Below are 22,499 nucleotides of genomic sequence, written 5' to 3'. Positions count from 1 at the left end.
CGACGATCACTCGAGTGTTTCAATCTCGCGCTCAATCGCCGCTGGCCGACTCGCTTTCGCCGTCGCTCTCGTTCTCGCGCCAGTCTTCGATCTCCTCGTCGTCGGCGTCGTCGATCCGGTTCTCGTAGTACGCCATCGGATGCGGGATGCGCTCACAGAGGTCGTCTTTGTTGACGCAGTCGCCGTAGGACTGCATCGTCGCACACGAGGGTGGCGAGTACTCCGTCGGCGAGGAGTCACCGCGGATGTGGTCGGTCTGATAGCGCGTCATCTCTTCGCCGAAAGCGGAGTTGACTCGGTAGAGGTCGACGATCTCGTCGGTCGACATCCCGATGCTCGTCAGGAAGGCCGTGATCGCAAACCGGGAGTGGTGTGGCAGGTGTTCGCCCTTCTGAATCTGGTCCAGCAGGGCCTTCATACACGGCGGGAAGAGATCCGGAACGACGGTGTCGATCTCGCGGGTCAACTCGAGATCCGCGAGCACCTCCCGAATCTCGGCGGCGTCGTCTTCGAGCGCCGTCTCGATGACCTGAGGAACGTCGAACGGGAGGCCGTCCTCGATCCGGGTTCGGATCGCCTCCTGTAGCAGGGTGAGGAGTTCGGCCTCCGTGACGGGGACCTCGCCGTCGGCCAGCGCGCGATTGACGAGTCGCCACTCGTCGTCCCAGAGGTCCTCGGCCAGTGGGACGTAGGTGCCCACGTCGATCCGATAGCCGGCGGCCGTCTCCCGGACTACCTCCTCGAGGTCGAACTCCGCGAGGAGCGTCTCGAGATCCAGTCCCGTCGAGTCGACGCTCTTGAGTTCGGTCGTTTCCTCGAAGTCCGCGGTAAATCGGTCGTAGGCGGTCGTGGATTCGGCGCGGGCGTACTTGCGCACGAGGACGCGTTCGTCGACCATCGAAACGAGGACGCGCGCGACGGGATAGGAGAGCAACTCGGTCCGAGGCTCGCGTCGTGGCTCGCCGGTTTCGCCGTCCTCGAGTGCCGCCACCACGCGCTCGCGGGCGCGGTCGACGACCGCCCGATCTTGCTCGACGACGGTGGCCAGATCGACGGCCTCCGTCGCCACGGCGTCGCGGGCTGTCTCGAGAAACGGGTACCGGGCGTGCAGTCGCTGCATCGGTAATTGGATATTACTGCGCCGGGTTAAACCCGCTGATTGTTCGTCGGGTCGGGGTCGGGGGTAAGCCGGGATTGGATCGTTCCGTCGTCGGGTTGCCAGCGCCCGTTCTCGGGAATCGCCGATCGAGAAGCGAGGGTCGATTTCAAGGGAGTCCGATACGTCAGTCCGAGTATGCCACGGGCGATACGAGACGGCGTGTCGATTTATTACGAGACCGACGACGGTGGCGACGGAACGCCGGTCGTCTTCGTGCAGGGACTGGGCTACGGCCGATGGATGTGGCGCTGGCAGCGCGAGGCCGTCAGGGACCACTATCGCGTGGTCGCACCCGACAACCGCGGGACGGGCCGGTCCGACGCCGGACTGCCACCGCTGCTTCCGCGACTCCCGCGAAAGCTCCGCGCCCCGCTGATCTTCAAGTTGGCCGGCTACTCCATCGGCGGGCTGGCGGCCGACCTCGAGGCCGTCCTCGAGGACGCCGGGATCCGCGAGGCCCACATCGTCGGTGCGAGCATGGGCGGGATGATCGCCCAGCGCTACGCGATTGAGTACACCCGGGCGAAGACGCTCACCCTCTGTTGTACCAGCCACGGCGGCCCCGACTCGATGCCCGTCCCGGAGGAAACCCAGGAGTTCATCTTCGACGTCCCGAAGAGAGCGAGCGAACGGGAGACGATTCGCCACCGGATGCGACCCGCGTTCACCGAACGCTTTACGAACCGGAACCCACACTTGATGGACCGGATCATCGAGTGGCGACTCGAGCAGGACGCCGGCGACCCGGCCCGGGAGGCCCAGGCCGCCGCCGTCCTGAACTTCGACGTCAGCGATCGACTCGACGGGATTCGGGTCCCGACGCTGATCATGCACGGAACCGAGGATCGAGTCGTCCCCGCCGGAAACGCACGGCTGCTCGAGGAAGCGATCCCGAACGCCAGACTCGAACGCTTCGAAGGAGGCTCTCACTGCTTTTTCATCGAGAACGCGGACACGGTGAACGACGAACTGCTCGGCTTTCTCGAGGAACACGATTGACGGTCGCGGTCCGAGGGCGATCGGAAGGGGACGCGAGCGGGCGGTAGGAAGAGCGGGCGCGGGGGGATTGAAACTGAAACTGAAACTGAAACTGAAAACGCCCGACTCCGCCCCGTCTAAAACGGAGCACCTCGACGACAGTACGAGACTCGAGCCGAGAACCGAGCGCTTACTCGAGTTACGAATTCGACGCGAGAGAAGCGTCCTGGATTCGGACCTGGCCGTCGCTCTGGACGCCGATATCGAACCCTTCGTAGGTAAACCGGAGTTCGTGGGTTCCGGCGTCGTCGACACGTCGTGCGTGATCGACCAACGAATCGAGCGCGTCCGGATCCACCGCGTCGTACAGCGGTTCGAGTTCGATCGGTTTCGCGCCGACGAGCGCTGCGACTGCCGTCACGACGGCTTCGCTCGCCCGTTCGCCGGCGTCCGGATCGAACGTCGCGACGTAACTCGGCTCGTGCGTCTCTGCCGCGTCTGCAGGGTCGTTCGCGGAGGGCATACTCTGTGTTACTGTGGAGAGACCGGTAGGTCGTGTCCTTACTATGTAATATTCTTAAATAATGGTGCATATACTACACGCCAGCTGATAGATCGTCCGCCACACACCAGCTGGTAGAGCGTTCGCCGGACGAGTAGCCGTCCGCTGAGTCATGATCGTGGATAGTTACCGGATAACGTGGCCGACGGCTATTGTCCTCATACTGTCGAACAGAACGACGTGAAGATCGGTCGCGCTACTGCGGCCGTCTCAGACGGTGACGGCCGCGAATCCGCGACCGACATCGTATTGACTGCTGTCCGACAGTATCACCTCCAGTTACAGCCACGATCATCTGGCGACCGACGACGAAATCCCGTCGATCGACCGCTCGCTGAATCCGAACTGTCGAGCGAGCAGGTTTCGGTGCCCGCGCCGAAGTCGGCCCGCCAGCGACTGACGTGTAATCTCGAGTTCGGTCGCTAACTCGTCTAACGTCGCCCGGCGAGGATCATCGAAGTACCCCTGTTCGAACGCCAACTCGAGCGCCTCGAGTTGTGCCGCCGTGAGTTCGGCGTCCCCGTCACAATACTCGAGAGGCTGGAGTCGCAAGACGTCGATTCGAACGCCGTGCTCCCGACAGGAATCCTGAAACCGTCCGATTGCGGCGTGATCATCTGCTCGAAGGGTGAACCGCCACCGTCGGCGTTTCCCGGTCGCCGACAGCACTGTCACGGCCGATTCGATGATCGCTCCGATGATCCCGTTTACCGTCGGATCCCACGTCGCTCGAACGAGGTGCCCTCTGCCCGCGACCTCGTCGATTAGCGTGAACGTCTCCGCCGCCGTCGACGTCTCGAGTGCCGTCGCAACCTCGCTCCGGGTTGCGCCGCCGATCCAGAGGTACGGAAACACCGATCCGTCCGTCGGAACGATGCGCTCGAGTTCGACAGTGGCCTCCGGAATCGCCGTGAACAGTTGACCGAGCGGAAACTCCTCGGCCGACACCGAAAACTCGATCAGTGTTGCCATCTGCACAGGCTGACGAGACCATCCCAAATAAATACGAGGGCACAGGTTGGGAATATTAACCCTCTCGGCGTAACGACGGTTTACCCGAGCCTCGAGTGCAGCGCCACTCTAGTGCCGGGATTCGCCGCATCGATACGTTTTGTCCTCGGAGCCGACGGTAATCACTGACGGGGACTTCTGCAGTCGAATCACGAATAACGGATCACGAATCGCGAATCAGCCGATCGCAATCTGACGACGCGGTCGCTGCCGAGTCCCCACCGAAGATCGGCGAGACTGCTCGGATGGCGCGAGTTCTCGAAAGAAAAGCCGTCTTCGAAGTGCGTCGGCGACGGTAGCGCTACCGTCGACGCGCGATGATCGCAGCCGACAGCAGGGCGACGATCGCCGCAGTGACGCCGAAGCCGGGGACGGTGTCAGTATCGTCGTCTTCGACCGAAACCGTCACGCCGTCGGCATCGCTGACGGTAACCTCGTACTCACCGGGGTCGTCGAACGACGCGGTGAACGTCACGGTTTCGGTTTCGCCGGCCTCGAGGGCGATGTCCGTCTCGTCGGTGACCTCGCCGTCGACGAGCAGTTCGGCGGTGAACGTCCCCGCCTCGTCGCCGACGTTCTCGACCGTCGCGGAGACGTCGGTCGACTCGCCGACCTCGAGGTCAGTGTCGTCGACCTGGACATCGGACACGTCGAACGCGTCGGGGTCGTCCTCGAGCACGGTGAGCGTGCCGACGGTGTGTTCACCGACTGCGACGTCGTACGTTCCCGCCTGTTCGAGGGTGAGCTCGAACGTCACGTCCGCGGTACCGGACGCGTCGATCGTGGCCTTTTGCTGTGTCTCTACCTCGCCATCGACGAGCAGTTCGACGGTGTCGGTTCCGCTTTCGCCGACGTTCTCGACCGTCGCGGTTACCTCGACAGTTTCACCGACTCCGACTTCGTTCTGGCTCAGTTCGCCATCGATAACCTCGAAGTCGGGTCGGTCAGGCTCGGGATCCGGATCGGGTACCGGAAGTCCCGGCCCCGTTCCCGGATCGTCCTCCGAACTGAGCGTTACCGCCGCCTCGTCGTCGAGCGTCGACACGGTCGCCTCGACCGTCGTCTCGCCCTCGAGTTCGGTGTCGAACGCGACGGTTTCGGTTTCGCCCGGCTCGAGTTGGACGCCGTCGACGGTGTCCTCGAGGGTGTCGTTGACCGCGAACTCGACCGGCTGTTTCCCGAGTCCGTCGCCGGTGTTCTCGACGTCGGCGACGACGGTTGCGGTCGCGTTCGGTTCGACGGACGTGTTCGATGCGTCCTCGTCGATTTCGACGGTGAACGATGGTGTTCCGATGTCTTCGGCCTCGAGATCGACTTGTTGAAGATCGCCGGAGCTCCACTCGACGGTGGACGGATCGGTCTCGACTTCCTCGCCGTTAACGAGGAAGGTGACCTCGCCATCGCCCGATGAGCCGGGCACCTCGAGGCGCTCGGCATCGCGGGTCGTGTCGCCGTACTGTCCCGCTTCATCGACAACGACGGAACCGCGCTGTTCACCGTCAACGATGGCGGTCACGGTCGTGCCTTCGGGGGCCGGGTCGCCGTCAATTGTCACCTCACCGTAGTACGCGGCGGGTACCTCTTCGTCCGCGAGTGCCGGAGCAGCGGCACCGACGGCGACGACGGAGAGTACCATCACTATCGCGAGTGCGATGGCACTCACTCGTCCCCGCGTGCCGCTCATTCCGAACACCTCGCAGTTGTCTGTTGTATCATTGATTAGTTGAGATCGTGGAGAGTATCCCGTCGGTGCTTAGGCTCCAACCGGCGCTGCGCTTACAGCGGCTGTCTCTCCACTCGTCGATTCGCTCGATTCGCTGACGGTGATGTCTACCGTTGCAGAGTCATCGTCGGTGAACACGCCGATCTCCTGAGGTTCCTGAGGTTCGGTCACGATGAACTCGCCGACCTCACCGGTTACGGTGACCTCGGTCGAGTTGCCTGCCTCGAGTTCGATACCTGAGGAGTCGACCTGCCACGTACTTTCGTTCATTCGGGCATCCGAGACGGCGTCACCGAACTCGGTCGAGACGATCTGCCAGGCGTCCTGACTACCCTCGTTTTCGATCGTGTACGTGACTTCGAACTCGTCACCGATCTCGAGATCGGTCTCGTCCACGCTGAAGTCATTGACAGTGAAGTGGACCTTGTCCTGCAGTTCGGCGTCGAGTTCGCCAGCGGACGGCTCGAGCGTCTTCGCTTCGTAGCCTTCGGCGTCGATCGTCACGTGTCGGTCATCGCTTTCGAACACTGCCGGGATCGTGTAGTGTCCGTCCTCGTCGGTCGTCGCGCTGAGCGACGTTCCCTCGACAGACACTTCGGCACCTTCGATCGGTTCATTGGTCACCGTACTAGTCACGGTACCTTCGATCGAGTCGAAGGAGTCGTCGCTGTAGTTGAGGTTGTCGTACGCCTGTCGGAGCGTCATGCCGTCGTTGGTCGCTCCGGCCATCGTCCCGTCATCCTCAACGAACACGAAGTAGCCGGCGAACGGATTGACCTCTCCACTCGAGTCGAACGTTTCTACGCCGCTGAAGCTTCCGTCAGGAACCATTTCCGACTGCGGTTCGTCTTGGACCTGCTGAACGCGGAGGACTTCCTCCGTGCTAGTGAAGGCCGCTTCGGGATCGTCGAACGTCGACGGGGCGACGAAGTTCCAGCCTTCATCGACGGTCCGTTCGACTGGTGTCGCGGTGTCGTCCGCAGTCGGCGTTCCGGCGAACTCGACCGTCAGTTCGGTCTCTTCGGCGGCACTCACGACCAGTGCGTCGAGCGCACTGACTTCGTGGGTTCCGTTAACGGATGCCCATTCGTTCGATTCGGTATCGTACGCCCAGACGATGACATTCGCTTCAGCCGGGACGACGTCATCGACCGTACCTCCCTCGACGTCGGCCGGGAGGCCAATCGAGGCCGCTTCACCTTCGTCAACAGTGAAGGTAAACTCAGGCGTAGTGCCGATCTCGAGGTTCTGCTCGACCGGATCGAGATCCTCGCTGATCGTCACAGTGTCTTGGATCGGACCGTAGCTTCCGGATTCGGCCATCACTTGCCACTCACCGGGGGCGTCTGGTTGCAGGTGGTACTCCCCGGCACTGTCAGTAGTAGTTTCGATCAGGTTGAAGCCGTCAGAGGCCATGACGGTGACGCCGCTGACTGGATCGCCAGTCTCGGCGTCGGTCACGGTCCCGTTCAGGGATCCAGTGACGAGTTCAGTTTCGAATTCCTTGTGATCGGCTTCACCGGTGTCATCTACTAGCGTTAGCTCTTGTTCGGCGGTGTCTCCTGCTCCGAAGGCGAACGACCATGGTGCAGGGTCGTCACCGAGATGCAGATCGATCTCAGTAACGTGTTCGCCGTTCGGTTCAACCTCAAATTCGTCTCCGAATACGCCAACACCTTCGAGGTCCCACATCAACGTCCCGTTCCGAGTTTCGTTGGCCGGATTCTCGATCGTGACGTTACCGGTCCGCATCTGGTTGCTGATGAGATCTTCCTCGAGCTGGTCGTGTTCGCCAATCACGAGTGATTCGGGGTCTTCCATCTCGTCGACGACGGTGATTGGGCCAGTTTCGATGTCGATCGGTTCGTTGTTGACGCCGTCAAAGGTGTGTTCAAACGCGAACATGTCGCCCGCTTCACCGTCGACGTGGATGCTAACGAGACCGGACACCGGCTCCTCGAACTCGTTCACTTCGCCGAGATCGAGTTCTGTGGGGTCCGCGTCATCCATTTCGTCCAGTAGGAAGATGTCGACGTTTTCTTCGGCAACCGTCGACTCGTCAGTGAGATCGACGGTCAGGTTCTCGAGGTGAGCGACGTGAACCCCGAGAGCGAAGGGTTCCTCGGCTTCGACTTCATCGGGCTGGAAGCCAAGTTGTTCCACGTCAAGCTCGCGCTCGACGCTGATATTTTCTTCAACGGACTCGTCTTCGCCGACGGAGACGGTAGCATTTCCGTCGCTGTATCCGAACGCATCGGCCGCGGTGAGTTCGTACTCGCCCGATGTGACATCGAACGCGTAACCGTCGTATTGAGAGGTCACCTCCCGGTCGACTTCCTCGAGGGTTACTCGAGTCGGCTCCGAGACAGTTTCTCCCTCGTCGTCGACGACATTACCCGTAATCTCGCTCGACTGAGCGTCGATCGCTGCGGACGCTGCGTAGGCGTCGATGATACCGTATCCGTAGCGAATGTCGCGGACGTCGTCGTCGTACAGACTTTCATTGTTCTCGCCAGCGTCAGCGATTACATTGCCGCTGATGTCCTCGTGGTACGGCTTCGTAGCCGTCTCTTCGAGGACGGGCTTAGCTTCGCTCGGCGAGAGCTCATCGTCTTGAGCCATCAACAGGGCAACTGTCCCAGCGACGTGGGGTGCTGCCATGCTGGTTCCGCTGTACGTATCACTGTAGCCACCGCCCGGCACGGCGCTGTAGACATCGACACCAGGTGCGGAGACGTCGGGCGTCGCGTACTCGTCAGGCCACGATTCCGGAGCGATGAAGCCCCACTCCTCGTGGGTGTCGATCTCGGTACCGGTCGAGAAGTCAGCGATATCGCGATCGACATCGCTGGCTCCGACGGCGGTTCCGTTGTAGACGTTTGCGGGTGTGCCTTCGCTACCAGGGCCGTCGTTTCCGGAGGAAGATACGATGTGGGTGCCGGACTCCTTTGCGTTCTTGATTACGTCGATGTAGATTCCGGCGTAGCCGCCACCGCCGAGGCTGAGGTTGGCGACGTCAGCACCCTCTTCGACGGCGTGTTCCATACCGGCGACGATCGCCGAGAGCGTGGTACTACCCTCCTCGGGCATTCCCGGGAAGACGTTGATTGCCAACAGTTCGGCGTCAGGTGCGACACCGATGTGCGGTCCGCTCGCGTTACCGCCCAGAACCGTTCCGGCCACGTGAGTACCGTGACCGTTCACGTCGTACGGCTCGCTGTCGATTTCTGAGCCGTCGAAGTCGAACTCGGCCCAGTTATTCTCGTCGTAGTCCTCGAACTCGGGGTGATCCGCATCGACGCCTGTGTCGATGACGGCGGCCGTGACGCCTTCACCCGTCGTGTCGAATTCGTCCCAGACGTGCGGCGCGTTGACCTGGTCCAGACCGTATGTCGTCTCGCCGTGGTCGGCTGGTCCGACGTCGTCAGACGCTTGTTCGTCGGTTGCAACCGGCTGTGCCATCTCGACCTCGTAGTTCGGGTGCAGTTCGCTCACACCGTCGATACGAGTGAGTTCGTCGACGCGGTCGGCGTCGACTTCGACCAACGCAGCGTTGGTAATCCAGAACTCGTTGACGATCTCGAGATCATCGCCAAGTTCCTCAGCATGGAGCTCGAGTTGCGACTGCGTGATTTCGGCTTCCTGTTTCAGTGCCGTTTGTGAATCGCCCATTGACTGAGCGTCACCAGTCACCTGAGCGTACGTCTCCGACTCAGCAGCATCCATGCGGACGAACACCTCAACGGTGTCCTCCTCGGCTGCTGCTTGCTCGAGTTCCGATTCGATGTAGACGTCCTCACCGGATTGGGTCTGGACGTCGTCGACTGTGAAATCCTGTGTTCTGTCTGCGTCGTCTGCGCCCGCCGTGCCGCCCGCGGCCATGGCAATCGGTGACGTTACCATCATCACTGCCATGAGCACGACGAATGCGGCTGATAAACTGAGCTTACGTATCATTGAACGTGACAGTCACATACAGATATTAATAGGTAATAAAGTTATTGCCGACGGAAATATACACGAAACTTGAAACTGGAATTCCACTGCTACAGCTGATGCGTATCTGAGTGTCAGAGACTACGCTAGGTTAGGAGACGAATGTCTACTTTTGACGATACTGCTCGATCACTGATAATCGACGGAACCCATGTGCTGTGACCATCACTCAGCGCACACGCGTGTAACAGTAATATATCTCATCAAGGCTATAGTCACGTGACAGAACAGAGAGGCCGATGACTTCATTCAGGAACTGCGTAACCTGCGAGTAGTATCGCGCGACGATAACCAGCGGTGTTCTACGGTAATCAGTACGCGAGAAAAACGGTGCTCGAGTCGACAGTATTAGTCGCTCTGGATGCGCGGTGCGAGCATGTAGGTGACCTGTCCCTGTCCCTCTCCGAAGCCGAAGTAGATCTTGACCGGGAACTCCTCGCCGAGGTCGAGCGTGACTTCGGTATCGCTCGGGATCGCCTTGTTCATGTCTTTCAGGTAGTCCAGCGAGAACAGCGAGTGAGCCGGGCCGACCTGCAGGTCGATCAGATCGTCCTGGGTCAACTCGAGGTGGACGTCGTCGGTGTCGCCTTCCGCGTTGACGTAGAAGTACTCGTCAGTTTCGTCGACGCCGAGTGCGATGTGGTCGGAGACCATGTCGGCCGCTTTGACCGATCGGTTGACGTCTTTGCCCTCGAGGACGACCTCCGCGGGCAGGTCGAGATCCGGAATGTCCGGCTCCTGGCGGATGGAGTCGGGGTCGATGAGCGCGAGCGTGTACTCGAGCCCGTCGATCTGGATGTGGAGTTTGCGCGTCTCTTCGTCGAGTTCGAGCTGGACGAGCTGGCCGGATTCGGCCATGCCTGCGATGTCCTCGAGTCGTGAGAGGTCGACACCGATCAGCCCGCCGTCGGCTTCGTAGGATTCGAACGCAGCCGCATCGAGCGAGAGGTCGACCATCCCGACGTTGGCGGGGTCGACGGCTCGAATTTCGAGACCGTCTTCCTCGAGGTGGATTTTGCACTCGTCGACCAGCACACTCACCGAGTCGAGTGCGCTGGTGAGCGTTTCTGCGCTCACGATGGCCTTGAACATATAGGTCGGGGTACGGACGGTCGGCATAAAAAGCCACCCTTTACGGTTGAGAAATTTGCGGTTGGCGTTTCGATTTTGCGGATGCCGTAGCGGGGTCGGCGCCGGCGCTGTGGCGCAGTGATCGCCGTCGGCAGGTCGTCAGTACTCGTCCCGTAAGCGAATCTCGCCGTCGGTAACCTCGCCGATCGCGTCGTTTCGGAGCGGATACTCGCTCTGGGCGTCGGCTCCCCGGCCGAGTCTGGTTTTAAGTTCGCCGCCGAGCCCCTCCTGGTTCGGTTCCACGTAGGCCGTCCCCGTCCCGTGGTCGTCGTCGGCGTCGACATCGGTAACGACGCCGATTTCGTTGCCGCTACTGTCGATGACGCGCTTTCCGGCGTCCTCCGTCGTGATCTCTGTGCCCGCGATCGAGCGTCCACGCCTCGGGGGGATAACTGCTGGCCCGGAGTTCGCAACTAGCCGCGAACTGGCCGCTCGAGGGCAACGATGACGCCGTTAGGATTCGATTTTCTCGACGATTTCACGGGCCTGTTCCTCGGCTTTGTCTTCGCCGACGTGCGTCTCGATCAGCACGCTGGTTACCTCCCAGTCGTCGTCGCCGTCGACGTTCCCGGTTCGTACCTCGCTGCCCTCGGAGACCGATTCAGCCGGGTTTTCGGCCCAGTCGGGCGTTCGAATCTCGTCGTATCGATCGGGGTCGCGAAACCGGACGTGAATGTAGTCGTCTTCCGTTGTCACCATCTCGACGTCTGGACTGTCGGCCATGCGTACTCCGACTCTGCCTGCGTGCCTAACGGTAGGCCCTGAATCTGAATGTGCCTATGCTCACCTCGGATCTCGAATCGGTTTCAGCGACCGCAGTTCGGCCGCCACTTCGAGTCTGCGTCCGGTATTCACTCGAGTCTGTGTCCGACAGTTACCGACGATGGTATCGGAACGCCCGTCGACACCGCGGACGGTGATGGATCGAACCGATCGCCACGTGGATCCAGAGATCCAAACGTCGAACCCGCGCCGAAGATGACGGATCCAACGCGGCCTCCTCTCGAGCGAGAATGCGGTCCGACGAGGCTGTCCCGGTTCCGGACGATGTCGTGGGTGCGTACGGATGACCCGGTCCGACTCGAGGTCCGTTTTCAAGGACCGTTTTCAGCAGGTCTTTCCGCGTCTGGCCCGTACCCACGGTACGAACACGACCGATCCGCTATCGACTCGCCGCTGTCGTCCGGATCGGATCTGTCAACGCTCGTTGCCCCGTCGGCACGAGACACCCACGTGAGACGAACCATGGCAAAAGATCAATACTACAACAAAGCGAAACAGCAGGGGTATCGAAGTCGAGCAGCGTACAAACTCAAACAGCTCGACGATCTCGAGAACGTTATCTCCGGGCGCGACACCGTCGTCGACCTCGGTGCTGCACCCGGCGGTTGGCTGCAGGTCGCCGCCGAGAGGGTCGGCCCGCAGGGAACCGTCATCGGCGTCGACCTCCAGCGAATCATGGACCTCGAGGACCCGGCGCTGACCGATCAGGTCGAGACGCTTCGCGGCGACATGACCGAGGACAAGACCCGCGAGCGAGTGGTCGACGCTGCAGGCGGACCCGTCGACGTCGTCGTCTCCGACATGGCGCCCAACATGTCCGGCGAGTACTCGCTCGACCAGGCTCGTTCCCTGTATCTCGCCCGTCAGGCCTTCGAGACCGCACTCGAGCTACTCGACACCGGCGGCAACTTCGTCGTGAAGGTCTTCGAGGGGCCGGACGTCGACGACCTGCGAGCGGACATCGAAGACGAGTTCCAGTACGTCCGAGCGACGAGTCCCAAAGCGAGCCGCGACGAATCGTCCGAGATCTACTTCATCGGGAAGGGACGGCTCACCGCACCGGTCGAATCGGGCGACGAACTCGAGGTCGAAATCGTCGACGTCGGCTCGGAAGGTGACGGAATCGCGTCCGTCGAGGGCTACCGGCTGTTCGTCCCGTCGACGGAGACCGGGGATGTCGTCACCGTTCGCGTCGAGGACGTCAAGCCGAACTTCGGCTTCGCACAGCCGATCGACGACGAGTGAGCCCGCTGGGAGGTCCGTCGGTTCGGTAACCAGATGTTGACCACTTACTCCGAGGTGTACCGCTCCTCGAGTTCGTAGGCGAGTTCGACGCTCGCGACCGACTCCTCCGCCGTCGCGACGTAGAGCTCCTCGATCTGCTCGAACAGTTCATCGGAGAGGCCGGTATCGCCGTCGCTTTCCTCGCGCACGGTCGCGAGCTCGTCGTAGAGGTGGCCGACCGATTCGTGGAGGACGCGCTGGGTCGCCGCTGTTGCGGGAAGGTCGATTGTGCACGCATCGGCGTCCCATTGTTCTGCGTTCGGTGGAGCCATGGGCTATGAGAGAGTACTACCAGTACATAATAGCTTCCATAGTTTCCGATGGCTATTCCTATTACCTAGACTAGCGCTCGTCCTCGAGACGGTCGTGTCGCTCGTCGATCTCGTCTAAGATGTCGAGTGTCTTCCGAATCGAGGCGCGGACCGCGTCGCTTCGGTTGACGAACTTGCCGTCGTCGCCGACGTGTTCGTCCAGATCCTCGAGTAGTTCCTGTGGAATTTCGACGCTGATCTTTGGCATCAGTCTGCGTGATCGTTGGGAAGGGGGTCCCTTAACTGTTCCAGGCTGTGTCTCCATCCTCATACTGTCGGAGAGCAGCCCATACGAAGCCGATCGTGAATTCGGGATCGTCGCCCACGGTGATGACCCCAGCAAAACGATCGGATTCACGTCGTTCTGTCCAACAGTCTCAGCGAGCGAACGAAGAGCGTGGAGTAGTTCACCAGTCCGTGTCTGGACCGCTTCCGCAATCGTCGTGAGCAGTTCGGTCGCTGTCGTTGCTGTGGCTTCGAGGGCGAGTGATCGCACGACGACCGTGAGCGCATGAACGCGGGAGACCGAGAGACAGAAAACAGGTGGATTACTCGGGGACGGCACCGGAATCGGGCTCCGGTTCCGACGCAGTTTCGCCGCCGCCACCGCCGAACAGTCGGCCGCCGCCGGTGAGGAGATAGAGGACGGCCAGCCCCAGCATGTAGGTCAACGCGATCGGAATGGAAAACAGCAACATCGTCAGGATGCCTTTGGGGCTGGCGATCGCGGCGATGGCGAAGATACCGACGACGACGGGCCGCCAACGACGGAGCATCGTCCGGTAACTGATGATCCCGCCGACGTGGAACAGCGCCATCGTGACGATGATGTTCATGAGGAAGCCGATACCGATCGTCGTGAAGATCACCAGCCAGAAGAAGCTGCTGATCCGGTAGGAGACGACCATCCCGTTGGTGATCGCGTCGGTGACGAGATAGGAGATGATCGCCGGTGCGACCCAGTAGAACCCGAGATAGGTTCCGAGCGCGAATCCGCCGAACATCGAGCCACCCCAGACGATGAACGTCCGCCGATCGCCGTAGACCAGTCCGCGCTCTTTCATCGCGGGCCAGGCGTAGTAGAGCACCATCGGCAAGATGGTGACGATCGCCGCCAGGACGCTCACCTTCACCTCGAAGATCAGCACTTCGACCGGATGGAGCGCGATCACGAGATCCATCTGCTCGATGAGTTCGCCCGTCGACATCGTGGCGGGGTCACCCGAGACGTCGTTTTGTTCGGCGACCTCGACCAACACGTAGTCCGGAACGCCCGAGAGGAACTGCTCGTAAATCGTCCGGAGACCGCCGCTGTAGAGCCAGAAGAACGTCCCGCCCATGACGATCATGAAGACGCCCACGATGCGGAACATCTTCGACGTCAGACTCTGGAAGATGAAGGCGAGGTCGTAGGCGTAGCCGCCGATGTCGTCCTCGGTCGTCTCCTCCTCGGTGAACGGATCGAGCATTCCCGCGGCGGTACTCGAGAAGAATCCGCCCTCTTCGGCGTCTTCGGCGGCCGCGTCCCCGCCACTTGCGCTCGCTCCGGCCGATGCACCGTCGCCGCTGCCGTCGCCGTCCTGTTCCGCTTCCAGGGTATCGAATCGATTGAGGATCGCCTGTGCCTTCTCCCGGTTATCATCATACATCGCCTGGCGGGAGTAGTCCAGGGCCTCCTCCTCGTCCATCGCGAGGAAGACCTGCGCGGGGACGTCCTCGATATCCTCGGCCGCGAGGGTCTCGAAGTCGATTTCGTCGGGGTCGTCGGCGGTCCGGATATCGTCTTCGCGTGGGTAGACCGGTGCCTGCAAGACCTTGATCGTGTAGCCAAGCAGGACGAAGAAGCCGACGCCGCCGGCCACGAGCAGGCCGACCGCGGCGTCACCGAGCAGGCCGTGTTCGGCCGCGAGGGCCTCGAGACCGCCCGGGCCGCTCGGACCGGGCTGAAGCCCCGACGGCAGGAGCGGATAGAACGATTCCTCGAGGTAGTCGAACCCGCCCTGATTGACGAACGCGCCAGTCAGCAGGGCGACGATCCCCAGAGTACCGGTAAACTGGAGAATGCGGCGCTTGAAATGGGCCGTGCCGCTGGTGTTCGTTTCGGCGGCACCGCGACGGCGAATGTTCGTGACGACTTTCGCCAGTCCGAGACTGAAGATGTAGAGTGCGACCATCGGCATCGCCCACATGATCAGGGTAAAGGGGTCCGGCGGGGAGAACAGCGCACCGAAGACGACGACGCCGACGATTGCGTGGCGCCACTTGTCCCGGAACGTTTCGTAGGGGACGATTTCAGTATACGAGAGCACGCCCATAAACAGCGGCAGTTGGGCGGCGAGCCCGAACGAAAGCGTGAGCAACGCGATGAACTCGGTGAACTCGGTGATACCGAAGCTGGGTTTGACGCCGGCGTTGACGGCGTTGTGTGCGAGGAAGTCGAAGGCGTAGGGGAAGAAGATCGTGTACGCATAAATCACGCCGCCCACGAACAGGACGATCGAACTCGTCACGAGGGCGGCTATGTACCCCCGAGAAATGGGAACGACGCTATCGTAGCCGCGCTCTCGAAGCGCATCTCGCGAGAAATACAGCAAGGCGGGAATGGCCACCATGACGCCGACGAACATCCCGATCTTGGCCTGTAAGAGGATGACCTCGAACGGCGTCCGCGTGATGATGTCGGTCTGGTCCGCCACGAACTGCGCCATCTCGGCTTTCGCCGTCGCCTCAAGGAAGTCCCAGATCCAGATCCGCAGGGCGTAGAAGGAGCCGATGAAGCCGATAACGAAGACGATAAACACCTTCTGCAGATGTGTCTGCGCACTCGAGAGCATCGCGCCGATCGTCTCTCGGCCAGTGGTGATCGCTTTGGCCGTATCCTCACCGACGGCAGAACTCATTTACTGCCTGTGGCTAACTGACATCCGGTTATCAACCTTTCGAGTGGCAGCATAGAATGCAGCGATTTCGGGGGCCTTGTCACTCTCGATCAGTGTTCGTAAGAAAAAGGCCTATAACCGGTGGCCTTTTGATATCCCGATAGATGTCGGACGAGCCGGCGGACGGTGGGGACGCCGAAGACCCCGTCGAAGAATCCGAGGAGCCGCAGGAGACGGCCGACGAGCGGCTGCCGACCGACGACGCCGAGAGTGATATCGATTCGAATCCGCCCGTCGAAACCGACGGGGAGGGTATCGTCGGTGAGCACCCCGAACACGGAGGCGGCGAGCCCGCATACCCCGATCCCGATGACGACGTCGGCGGCATCTCGACGCCGCCGGACGACGAGGAGATGCCGTTGGCCGATCACATCGAGGAGATGATCCTCCGGCTGGCGATGGTGTTGCTGTTTGGCGCTGCCGGAACGGCGTTTGGCCTGTTGTTCGCCTCGGACGCACTCGAGTACATCTGGCTTAACGTCTTCCCCTACGGCGCTGAAGAAGTGCCGCCGCCGCACGTCTATCACCCGCTCGAACTGTGGCTGACACGGATCAAGCTCTCGGCGCTGCTGGGGATCATGGTCGCGCTGCCGATGTTCGTCTATCAGTGTTACCAGTTCATGAAACCGGGGCTGTACCCCCACGAACGCAAGTACTACCTCGCGGCCGTTCCGATGAGCGTCGTGCTCGCGGGACTGGGCATGCTGTTTTCGTACGTGCTCGTGTTGCCGGTGTTGTTCGAGTACTTCACGTTCTACGCCGAGGGGAGCGCGGATATCGCGTACGCGCTCGGTGAGACCTTCGACCTGATCATCACGCTGACCGGCTTCCTCGCGATCGTCTTCCAGATTCCGCTGTTTATGATGCTCGCCATCATGATGGGCGTGACGACGCGGCGCTGGCTGGCCCAGAAGCGACTGTACTTCTGGGCGGGCTTTTTCGGCCTGTCGTTCATGTTCACGATCGATCCGACGATGATGGCCCCCATCCTCGTCGCGATCACGATGATCCTACTGTTCGAAGGGACGTTGTTGATCCTGAAGTGGGTCGGTCGGGAGTAGTCGACGCGAGCAGTCCGCAACCGGTCACCGGGTATTCGCGGGCGCTGCGGGAGTGTGTTTTCCGAATTATCCGACAGATACTGACGGTAGTGTTCGCGGTGCTGTCACTCATCAGTCACAACGCACTCGCCCGTCAGCGCAGACGCAGCGAAACCGTCGGTCTCGATATCGACTCTCAAAAAATTCGTCCGTCCCGCTATCGTCGAACCTGTCTCGGTCGAGTTATCGGCGCAGTGCGTCGACGACGCGCTCGAGGCGACTCGTAAACGAAAGCGTCGGGGTTCCGGGCAGGTAGATCGGTACGTCGGTCTGGTCGGTCGTCTCAGCAACTGTCGATTCGGAGGGTTCGATCGTACTCATACACACCACTTGGAACTCGCGCTATTTACGTTTTCGCAACGAAAGTTACAGGAACAACAATCAAAAATCGTTATTGTGTAACTCTCGCGCGGTATGTGGTACGCTGGAACAGTGTAACCCGGTCGAACGAGGACGACACATTTCCGACCGGCCGCCGTTATCGGTGCTCTCGCGTTCGGTGATGGGCGTACTCGAGGGCGTCCTCGAGCGAGCCGGGGCCGTCGTAGCTGGCGGAAAAGAGGGCCATGAACTGGCGGGCGATCCGATCGCAGCGTTCGAAGGTGAGGAGGGTCCTGATACGGATCGTTTCGGATAGATCGAGGCCGGGATAACTCGTCGCGGACAGGGCGTACCCGGGGTGGTCTTCACCGTCGAGCGACGCCGGAGCGACTTTGAGCCGTAGATCTCCTGACTCGTGACGGTACGTCCGATACTGCATTTCTCGCTCGGTGTCGGCCGGGGTGTAGGTCCGACACTCTTCCGTACTCCACTCGGGCGGCACGTCGGCGTCCATCAGCAACTGATACTAACCCTGGCGCTACGTTCGTATCGAAATGTGCAATATTACCGGACGCTGATTCATATCCTGGATCAATGGTAGGTTTACCGCTCGATATTCGTTTATATTGTGGGCGTTTGTACATCTGGTCGTGTACTATCGATACAATGTCGAAATCGGCGGCGGGATCGAGGTGACGGACGTGCCGCCAACTCGATTTCCTGCTGGTTCATCACGGCGACGGCCGGCCGACGGACCTGTTCGATCAGTCGGTCCGTGACTCCGCGGCGAAGACGTCATCGATGAGCGGTTCGTCGTCCGCCCCGTCCGTTTGGTTGCTTTCGGGACTCACGCTCCCGGTTCTGTAGCCGTGCAGATCCAGCGTGACGTGATCGAACCCAAGTTGCGAGAGCTCTTCGCGCACCGTCTCGGCGAACTCGAGGGACAGCGCGCGCTCGAGTTCGTCGGGGGCGACCTCGATGCGCGCGAGCCCGTCGTGATCGCGAACGCGGAACTGCTCGAATCCCCACTGTCGGAGCAGCGCTTCGGCCTGCTCGACCCTCGTGAGGCGCTCTTCGGTGACGTCCAACCCGGTCGGGATGCGCGAGGAGAGACAGGCCATCGAGGGTTTGTCCGCGACCGAGAGGCCGTAGCGGTCGGCGATTTCGCGGACCTCTCCCTTCGAGATATCGTGGGCCAGCAGCGGCGAGTGGACCTCGAGTTCCTCGACTGCCTGCAGGCCGGGCCGGTGGCCTGCACCCGGATCGTCGGCGTTGGTGCCGTCACAGACCGTCTCGATGTCGAACTCGCGGGCCGTCTCGAGCATCTCGCCGAGCCGCATCGTCCGGCAGTGATAGCAGCGATCGTCGTCGTTTTCGACGAACTCCTCGCTTTCCAGTTCGGAGAAGGCGACGATCTCGTGACGGATCCCGATCTCGTCGGCGACCGCTCGAGCGTCCTCGAGTTCGGCCTCGGGCAGGGTCTCGCTCTTTGCGGTACAGGCGACCGCGTGCTCACCGAGGGCGTCGTGGGCGAGTGCGGCGACGACGCTCGAGTCGACCCCGCCGGAGAAGGCGATCAACACGCCGTCGCGGTCCGCGAGGTCGGCCCGGGCGGCCTCGAGTTTCGCCTCGACCGTAGTCATGCCCCGTTGTTCACACCGAACGGGCAAAAGCGCGTTGTCGTCGACTCGACCGTACAAGAGGTAACCGGCGGTCTCAGTTCGGTAGCGCTGTACCGCCGCGGTCGTCGACGAACTCGACGTCCGTGAACTCGAACCGCGCGCCGCCGTCGTCGCTCTCGGTCACGCTGACCGTCCAGCCGTGGGCCGAAGCGATCTGTGCAACGATCGACAGCCCGAAGCCGGTTCCGTCGGCGTTCGTCGAGTAGCCGCGCTTGAGGACGCGTTCCCGCTCGGCGGCCGGGATTCCGTTACCGTCGTCTGCGACGTAGAACCCGTTGTCGGTATCGAGGATGCCGACCGTGATCGTCACGTCGGTCCCGCCGTTCGGCACCGCGTTCTCGGCGTTCGACGAGCGGGCGGCCGATGCGCCGTGTTCGACCGCATTACAGAGCAGGTTCTCGACCAACTGGGCCAGCCGTTGCCGATCGGCGCGAACGACGGCGTCCGTCTCGACGGCCAGCCCTGCAGTCCCCGTCGCGACGGTCTGCCAGCACCGTTGGACCAACTCGGCGATCGGCACGGACTCGAGTTCGGTCACCGCCTCTCCCTCTCGAGCGATCGTCAGCAGGTTCTCCACCAGCGCCTCCATCCGGTCGTGGGATTCGGCGACGATGTCGAGCGCCTCGTTCTCGGAGTCAGCCCGCGCCAGCTCGAGGTGGCCCTGCGCGACGTTCAGCGGGTTGCGAAGGTCATGTGAGACGAGGCGAGTGAACTCGTCGAGCCGCTCGTTCTGCCGCTCGAGTTCCTGCTGGTACCGCTTCCGTTCCGTAATTCGGTGACTGACACCGATGAGGCCCTGGATGTCGCCGTCCTCGTCGTACCACGGCACCTTCGATGTCAGGTTCCATTCGTCGGCCAGGGGGCTGTATTCCTCCTTGTTGCGGATCGGCTCGCCGGTTTCGATCACGCGCATATCGTCGGCGTAGGCCTCTCGCTCGTGCACACCGTCGGCGATATCGACGTCGGTGTTGCCGATGATCTCCGATCGAGTGAACGCGTCGACGGTGAGTCTGTTCGTGTCGTGTTCGATCTCGTCGATAAGATGCGTGCTCACGCGAGCGTGTCGGCCCGCCGTATCTTTGACGAACAGGTGAATCGGGATCTGGTCGAAGAGTTCGTCCAGCAGATTGCTATCGTCCCGGCGTTGCTCCCGGGCCCGATGTTCGGAGACGGCGTCCGTTATCCGACTCGCCAGCGCCGACCCCTCGGTCGCTCGCAGATAGTCCGTCACGCCGAGTGAGATCGCTTCGCTCGCGACGGCCTCCGAGCCGTCGTCGGTAACGAGCAGGAACGGGAGGTCGGGATACTGCTCGCGGACCGTCGAAAGTAACTCGAGGCCGTCCCCTTCGGGGAGTCGGTACGCCGAAACGAGACAGTCGATGCGGTCCTCAGCCAGTCGGTCGAGTGCATCGCGAGCGGTGGACGTCGTGGACGCTTCGAACTGATCGTCGCTGCCGATCGACTCCGTCAGGTCGAGGGCATCGAACTCGTCGGCGACGATCAGCACCCGAATCTGGGCTGCCATTCGTCTCGCCATACGTAAGCGACCATATAATAACTATTTGCCGAGTGAATCGTATCGTTATCGCTTCCCTGCGGTAGGCCCCTCATACGGTTTACTGTAGTCAGTTACCGCCGATCACCAGGGACGTGGTCGGTGATCGGCGGTACATATAGGGATCAGCGTGAATCTTCGGAGGTCTTCACGAGAAAAGCAACCTACTGGGAAAATCGCACGACGAGAGAAACTATGAACTAGTCTGCTGATCCCTATAGTTACAGCAATCCGTATCAGACGTCCTGTTCGTGGACCCGGCCGAGCAGGCCCGAGTCCCGCACGTCGACGACGCCGGCCTCGTCCAAGATGGCTTGAAACGCGAGCGACCCGTCCACTGCACGCCGGGCTGTTAAGTCACTGTTCGTGGTAGGATCGTCGAGAGTATCATGTCCGTCTCCGATCGATTACGACAGTTGCGCGCGACGAGCGAGTCTCGGGAGGGTCCCGATGCGATGGATGAGCAGTCGCGTGCCGAACACGCGACGTACGCGGCGATCCGTGGACTCCAGGCGGGGTTCGTCGCCACGATCATCATGACCGCGTTCCGGCTGCCGATCCTGCGCTCGCTGCCCCCGTCGGCGAACTTCTGGTCGCAGTACGTTACCGGCGACGATCCCGAGGAGCATCCGGTCGCCGGACTCGTCTTGCACTTCGCCTACGGCGTTCAGGCGGGTGCGATTTTCGGCGCGTTGTTCGCGCTGCAGGATGCGGAACGGTCGATCGAACCCGAGCAGCGCGGCCTCGTCTGGGGGTCGATCTACGGTATGGCGCTGTCGGCGTTCGGATCGCAGATCATGCTGAAAGAACTGCTCGGAATCAAACTCGACACCGACGAACTCGCGCTGTTCCACGCCGGTCATCTCGTCTACGGACTCTCGCTCGGTGCGTGGGTCGGTTCCCGGACTGAGGGTGTCGAAGATCCGGAGGAGGAGTACGAGTACGATGACGGGAACTAAGTTCACAATTTAATCTCCTTTCTCGCTTATCGTTAGCATCAGTAGCCGCCGTCTTAGCAATACTTAGTAGACGTATTACGACTCGCCGAACCAGGTCATAACAACCTGTAAACCCTCGAAGGGCGGGTATTTCGGTATGGAACTCGGCGTCGTACTCGCGGTCATCGCAATCGGGTTCATCCACGGGGTCCTGCCGGATCACGGTTGGCCGATCGCGGCGACGTACGCGCTCAACCGCCAGCGCCGCTGGCTGTACGGCTTCCTCGCGGCGCTGATCCTCGGGGTCGGCCATCTGGTCAGTAGTGTCGTGCTCGTCCTGGCGTACTTCTGGTTCAGCACGTTCGCCGACTTCGCGGACGGGCCGTGGCTCGGCTACGTCGCCGGGACGCTGTTGATCCTGCTTGGAATCCACGAGTACCGAACTGGGGGGCACGGACACGGTATCGACGGCCACGAGGATGACCACGAAGACGGACACGGCCACGGAGACAACGAGCACACCCGCCACACGGATGGCGGGAGGGACGGCCCTCACGTACAGGGACAGCACGACGAGCACGAGGACGAACACACCGATGGCCACGAGCACGAGCACGGCCACGGGCACAGCCACACCCACGAACACGGGGACGACCGCGGCCTCTTAGCGCGCATTCGTGGCGCGCTGCCGGGCGGTGGCGGTCACCAACACTTGACCGAAGAACACGCCGAACGCGGACTGATGGCCCTCGGAACGACGGCGCTACTGCTCGGATTCGCCCACGAGGAACCCGTGCAGATCCTGGCGATCTGTAGCGGTGCCGGCACGGAGCTCTGTCTCGAACTGATGCTGGTCTACTCGCTCGCGGTAATCGTCGCGATCATCCTGCCGACGCTGCTGTTGATCGCGGGTTACGAGCACCACCGCGAACGAATCGAACGGTACACGCCCTATCTGCCGACGATCACGGCCGTCGTGTTGGTCGGGATGGGGCTGGCGTTCATCGTCGGGATCGTCTGACCGTC

20 protein-coding genes are annotated in these 22,499 nt (G+C 61.6%); 5 read left to right on the top strand and 15 right to left on the bottom strand.

Annotated elements, in window-relative coordinates:
• Window positions 1-31 precede the first annotated feature (31 nt).
• On the bottom strand, window positions 32-1,120 hold the full coding sequence (priL, locus tag GS429_RS12865) for a DNA primase regulatory subunit PriL (protein WP_160065769.1): 1,089 nt from the start codon (window positions 1,118-1,120) through the stop codon (window positions 32-34).
• 174 nt (window positions 1,121-1,294) lie between these two features.
• Between priL and GS429_RS12860 the strand changes: the two genes are divergently transcribed.
• On the top strand, window positions 1,295-2,158 hold the full coding sequence (locus GS429_RS12860) for an alpha/beta fold hydrolase (protein ID WP_160065767.1): 864 nt from the start codon (window positions 1,295-1,297) through the stop codon (window positions 2,156-2,158).
• 178 nt (window positions 2,159-2,336) lie between these two features.
• On the opposite strand, the gene GS429_RS12855 is transcribed toward GS429_RS12860, so the two are convergent.
• The 7 genes from GS429_RS12855 to GS429_RS12825 form a co-directional block, all read right to left on the bottom strand.
• Window positions 2,337-2,660, bottom strand: a complete 324-nt coding sequence (locus GS429_RS12855) for a HalOD1 output domain-containing protein (protein WP_160065765.1) — start codon at window positions 2,658-2,660, stop codon at window positions 2,337-2,339.
• 330 nt (window positions 2,661-2,990) lie between these two features.
• Window positions 2,991-3,671, bottom strand: a complete 681-nt coding sequence (locus GS429_RS12850; RefSeq protein WP_160065763.1) for a helix-turn-helix domain-containing protein — start codon at window positions 3,669-3,671, stop codon at window positions 2,991-2,993.
• Window positions 3,672-4,011: 340 nt separating this feature from the next.
• On the bottom strand, window positions 4,012-5,394 hold the full coding sequence (locus GS429_RS12845; RefSeq protein ID WP_160065761.1) for a CARDB domain-containing protein: 1,383 nt from the start codon (window positions 5,392-5,394) through the stop codon (window positions 4,012-4,014).
• Between the two features lie 69 nt (window positions 5,395-5,463).
• Window positions 5,464-9,390, bottom strand: coding sequence for a S8 family serine peptidase (locus tag GS429_RS12840; protein ID WP_160065759.1), 3,927 nt, complete (start codon window positions 9,388-9,390; stop codon window positions 5,464-5,466).
• Window positions 9,391-9,777: 387 nt separating this feature from the next.
• Complete coding sequence (locus GS429_RS12835; RefSeq protein WP_160065758.1) at window positions 9,778-10,521, bottom strand: DNA polymerase sliding clamp; 744 nt, start codon at window positions 10,519-10,521, stop codon at window positions 9,778-9,780.
• 138 nt (window positions 10,522-10,659) lie between these two features.
• A complete protein-coding gene (locus tag GS429_RS12830) occupies window positions 10,660-10,803 on the bottom strand; it encodes a hypothetical protein (protein ID WP_160065756.1) in 144 nt (47 codons plus the stop codon).
• A 210-nt stretch (window positions 10,804-11,013) separates the two neighbouring features.
• Window positions 11,014-11,283, bottom strand: a complete 270-nt coding sequence (locus tag GS429_RS12825) for a hypothetical protein (RefSeq protein WP_160065755.1) — start codon at window positions 11,281-11,283, stop codon at window positions 11,014-11,016.
• Window positions 11,284-11,805: 522 nt separating this feature from the next.
• Between GS429_RS12825 and GS429_RS12820 the strand changes: the two genes are divergently transcribed.
• Window positions 11,806-12,588, top strand: a complete 783-nt coding sequence (locus tag GS429_RS12820; RefSeq protein ID WP_160065753.1) for a 23S rRNA (uridine(2552)-2'-O)-methyltransferase — start codon at window positions 11,806-11,808, stop codon at window positions 12,586-12,588.
• 44 nt (window positions 12,589-12,632) lie between these two features.
• Here the strand turns inward: GS429_RS12820 and GS429_RS12815 are convergent, their stop codons facing one another.
• The 3 genes from GS429_RS12815 to GS429_RS12805 form a co-directional block, all read right to left on the bottom strand.
• Complete coding sequence (locus GS429_RS12815; RefSeq protein WP_160065752.1) at window positions 12,633-12,899, bottom strand: hypothetical protein; 267 nt, start codon at window positions 12,897-12,899, stop codon at window positions 12,633-12,635.
• A 70-nt stretch (window positions 12,900-12,969) separates the two neighbouring features.
• The gene (locus tag GS429_RS12810; RefSeq protein WP_160065750.1) at window positions 12,970-13,146 is read right to left on the bottom strand and encodes a ribbon-helix-helix domain-containing protein; all 177 of its coding nucleotides are present in this window, start codon (window positions 13,144-13,146) and stop codon (window positions 12,970-12,972) included.
• Window positions 13,147-13,486: 340 nt separating this feature from the next.
• A complete protein-coding gene (locus tag GS429_RS12805) occupies window positions 13,487-15,838 on the bottom strand; it encodes a twin-arginine translocase subunit TatC (RefSeq protein ID WP_160065749.1) in 2,352 nt (783 codons plus the stop codon).
• A 143-nt stretch (window positions 15,839-15,981) separates the two neighbouring features.
• Here GS429_RS12805 and tatC point away from each other — a divergent pair, with 143 nt between their 5' ends.
• Complete coding sequence (gene tatC / locus GS429_RS12800; RefSeq protein WP_160065747.1) at window positions 15,982-16,938, top strand: twin-arginine translocase subunit TatC; 957 nt, start codon at window positions 15,982-15,984, stop codon at window positions 16,936-16,938.
• Between the two features lie 222 nt (window positions 16,939-17,160).
• On the opposite strand, the gene GS429_RS21875 is transcribed toward tatC, so the two are convergent.
• From GS429_RS21875 to GS429_RS12785, 4 genes are all read right to left on the bottom strand, one after another.
• On the bottom strand, window positions 17,161-17,298 hold the full coding sequence (locus GS429_RS21875) for a hypothetical protein (protein ID WP_201294008.1): 138 nt from the start codon (window positions 17,296-17,298) through the stop codon (window positions 17,161-17,163).
• Between the two features lie 157 nt (window positions 17,299-17,455).
• Window positions 17,456-17,812, bottom strand: a complete 357-nt coding sequence (locus GS429_RS12795; RefSeq protein WP_160065746.1) for a hypothetical protein — start codon at window positions 17,810-17,812, stop codon at window positions 17,456-17,458.
• 250 nt (window positions 17,813-18,062) lie between these two features.
• A complete protein-coding gene (gene larE / locus GS429_RS12790; RefSeq protein ID WP_160065744.1) occupies window positions 18,063-18,941 on the bottom strand; it encodes an ATP-dependent sacrificial sulfur transferase LarE in 879 nt (292 codons plus the stop codon).
• Window positions 18,942-19,014: 73 nt separating this feature from the next.
• The gene (locus tag GS429_RS12785; protein WP_160065742.1) at window positions 19,015-20,505 is read right to left on the bottom strand and encodes an ATP-binding response regulator; all 1,491 of its coding nucleotides are present in this window, start codon (window positions 20,503-20,505) and stop codon (window positions 19,015-19,017) included.
• 419 nt (window positions 20,506-20,924) lie between these two features.
• On the opposite strand from GS429_RS12785, the gene GS429_RS12780 reads away from it, so the two are divergent.
• Together GS429_RS12780 and GS429_RS12775 are read left to right on the top strand one after the other, a co-directional pair.
• The gene (locus tag GS429_RS12780) at window positions 20,925-21,494 is read left to right on the top strand and encodes a DUF6789 family protein (protein ID WP_160065740.1); all 570 of its coding nucleotides are present in this window, start codon (window positions 20,925-20,927) and stop codon (window positions 21,492-21,494) included.
• A 136-nt stretch (window positions 21,495-21,630) separates the two neighbouring features.
• The gene (locus GS429_RS12775; RefSeq protein WP_160065739.1) at window positions 21,631-22,494 is read left to right on the top strand and encodes an ABC transporter permease; all 864 of its coding nucleotides are present in this window, start codon (window positions 21,631-21,633) and stop codon (window positions 22,492-22,494) included.
• Window positions 22,495-22,499 lie beyond the last annotated feature (5 nt).

It is taken from the genome of Natronorubrum halalkaliphilum, from assembly GCF_009834785.1.
Taxonomy (GTDB): Archaea; Halobacteriota; Halobacteria; order Halobacteriales; family Natrialbaceae; genus Natronorubrum; species Natronorubrum halalkaliphilum.
This window is presented reverse-complemented; position numbering and strand designations above follow the sequence as displayed.

Coding starts and splice junctions, on each gene's coding strand:
- GS429_RS12835 (WP_160065758.1), bottom strand. CDS start 10,521: ATGTTCAAGGCCATCGTGAGCGCAGAAACGCTCACCAGCGCACTCGAC.
- GS429_RS12855 (WP_160065765.1), bottom strand. CDS start 2,660: ATGCCCTCCGCGAACGACCCTGCAGACGCGGCAGAGACGCACGAGCCG.
- GS429_RS12785 (WP_160065742.1), bottom strand. CDS start 20,505: ATGGCAGCCCAGATTCGGGTGCTGATCGTCGCCGACGAGTTCGATGCC.
- GS429_RS12850 (WP_160065763.1), bottom strand. CDS start 3,671: ATGGCAACACTGATCGAGTTTTCGGTGTCGGCCGAGGAGTTTCCGCTC.
- larE (WP_160065744.1), bottom strand. CDS start 18,941: ATGACTACGGTCGAGGCGAAACTCGAGGCCGCCCGGGCCGACCTCGCG.
- GS429_RS12815 (WP_160065752.1), bottom strand. CDS start 12,899: ATGGCTCCACCGAACGCAGAACAATGGGACGCCGATGCGTGCACAATC.
- GS429_RS12810 (WP_160065750.1), bottom strand. CDS start 13,146: ATGCCAAAGATCAGCGTCGAAATTCCACAGGAACTACTCGAGGATCTG.
- GS429_RS21875 (WP_201294008.1), bottom strand. CDS start 17,298: ATGAGTACGATCGAACCCTCCGAATCGACAGTTGCTGAGACGACCGAC.
- GS429_RS12860 (WP_160065767.1), top strand. CDS start 1,295: ATGCCACGGGCGATACGAGACGGCGTGTCGATTTATTACGAGACCGAC.
- tatC (WP_160065747.1), top strand. CDS start 15,982: ATGTCGGACGAGCCGGCGGACGGTGGGGACGCCGAAGACCCCGTCGAA.
- priL (WP_160065769.1), bottom strand. CDS start 1,120: ATGCAGCGACTGCACGCCCGGTACCCGTTTCTCGAGACAGCCCGCGAC.
- GS429_RS12840 (WP_160065759.1), bottom strand. CDS start 9,390: ATGATACGTAAGCTCAGTTTATCAGCCGCATTCGTCGTGCTCATGGCA.
- GS429_RS12820 (WP_160065753.1), top strand. CDS start 11,806: ATGGCAAAAGATCAATACTACAACAAAGCGAAACAGCAGGGGTATCGA.
- GS429_RS12805 (WP_160065749.1), bottom strand. CDS start 15,838: ATGAGTTCTGCCGTCGGTGAGGATACGGCCAAAGCGATCACCACTGGC.
- GS429_RS12795 (WP_160065746.1), bottom strand. CDS start 17,812: ATGGACGCCGACGTGCCGCCCGAGTGGAGTACGGAAGAGTGTCGGACC.
- GS429_RS12780 (WP_160065740.1), top strand. CDS start 20,925: ATGTCCGTCTCCGATCGATTACGACAGTTGCGCGCGACGAGCGAGTCT.
- GS429_RS12825 (WP_160065755.1), bottom strand. CDS start 11,283: ATGGCCGACAGTCCAGACGTCGAGATGGTGACAACGGAAGACGACTAC.
- GS429_RS12845 (WP_160065761.1), bottom strand. CDS start 5,394: ATGAGCGGCACGCGGGGACGAGTGAGTGCCATCGCACTCGCGATAGTG.
- GS429_RS12775 (WP_160065739.1), top strand. CDS start 21,631: ATGGAACTCGGCGTCGTACTCGCGGTCATCGCAATCGGGTTCATCCAC.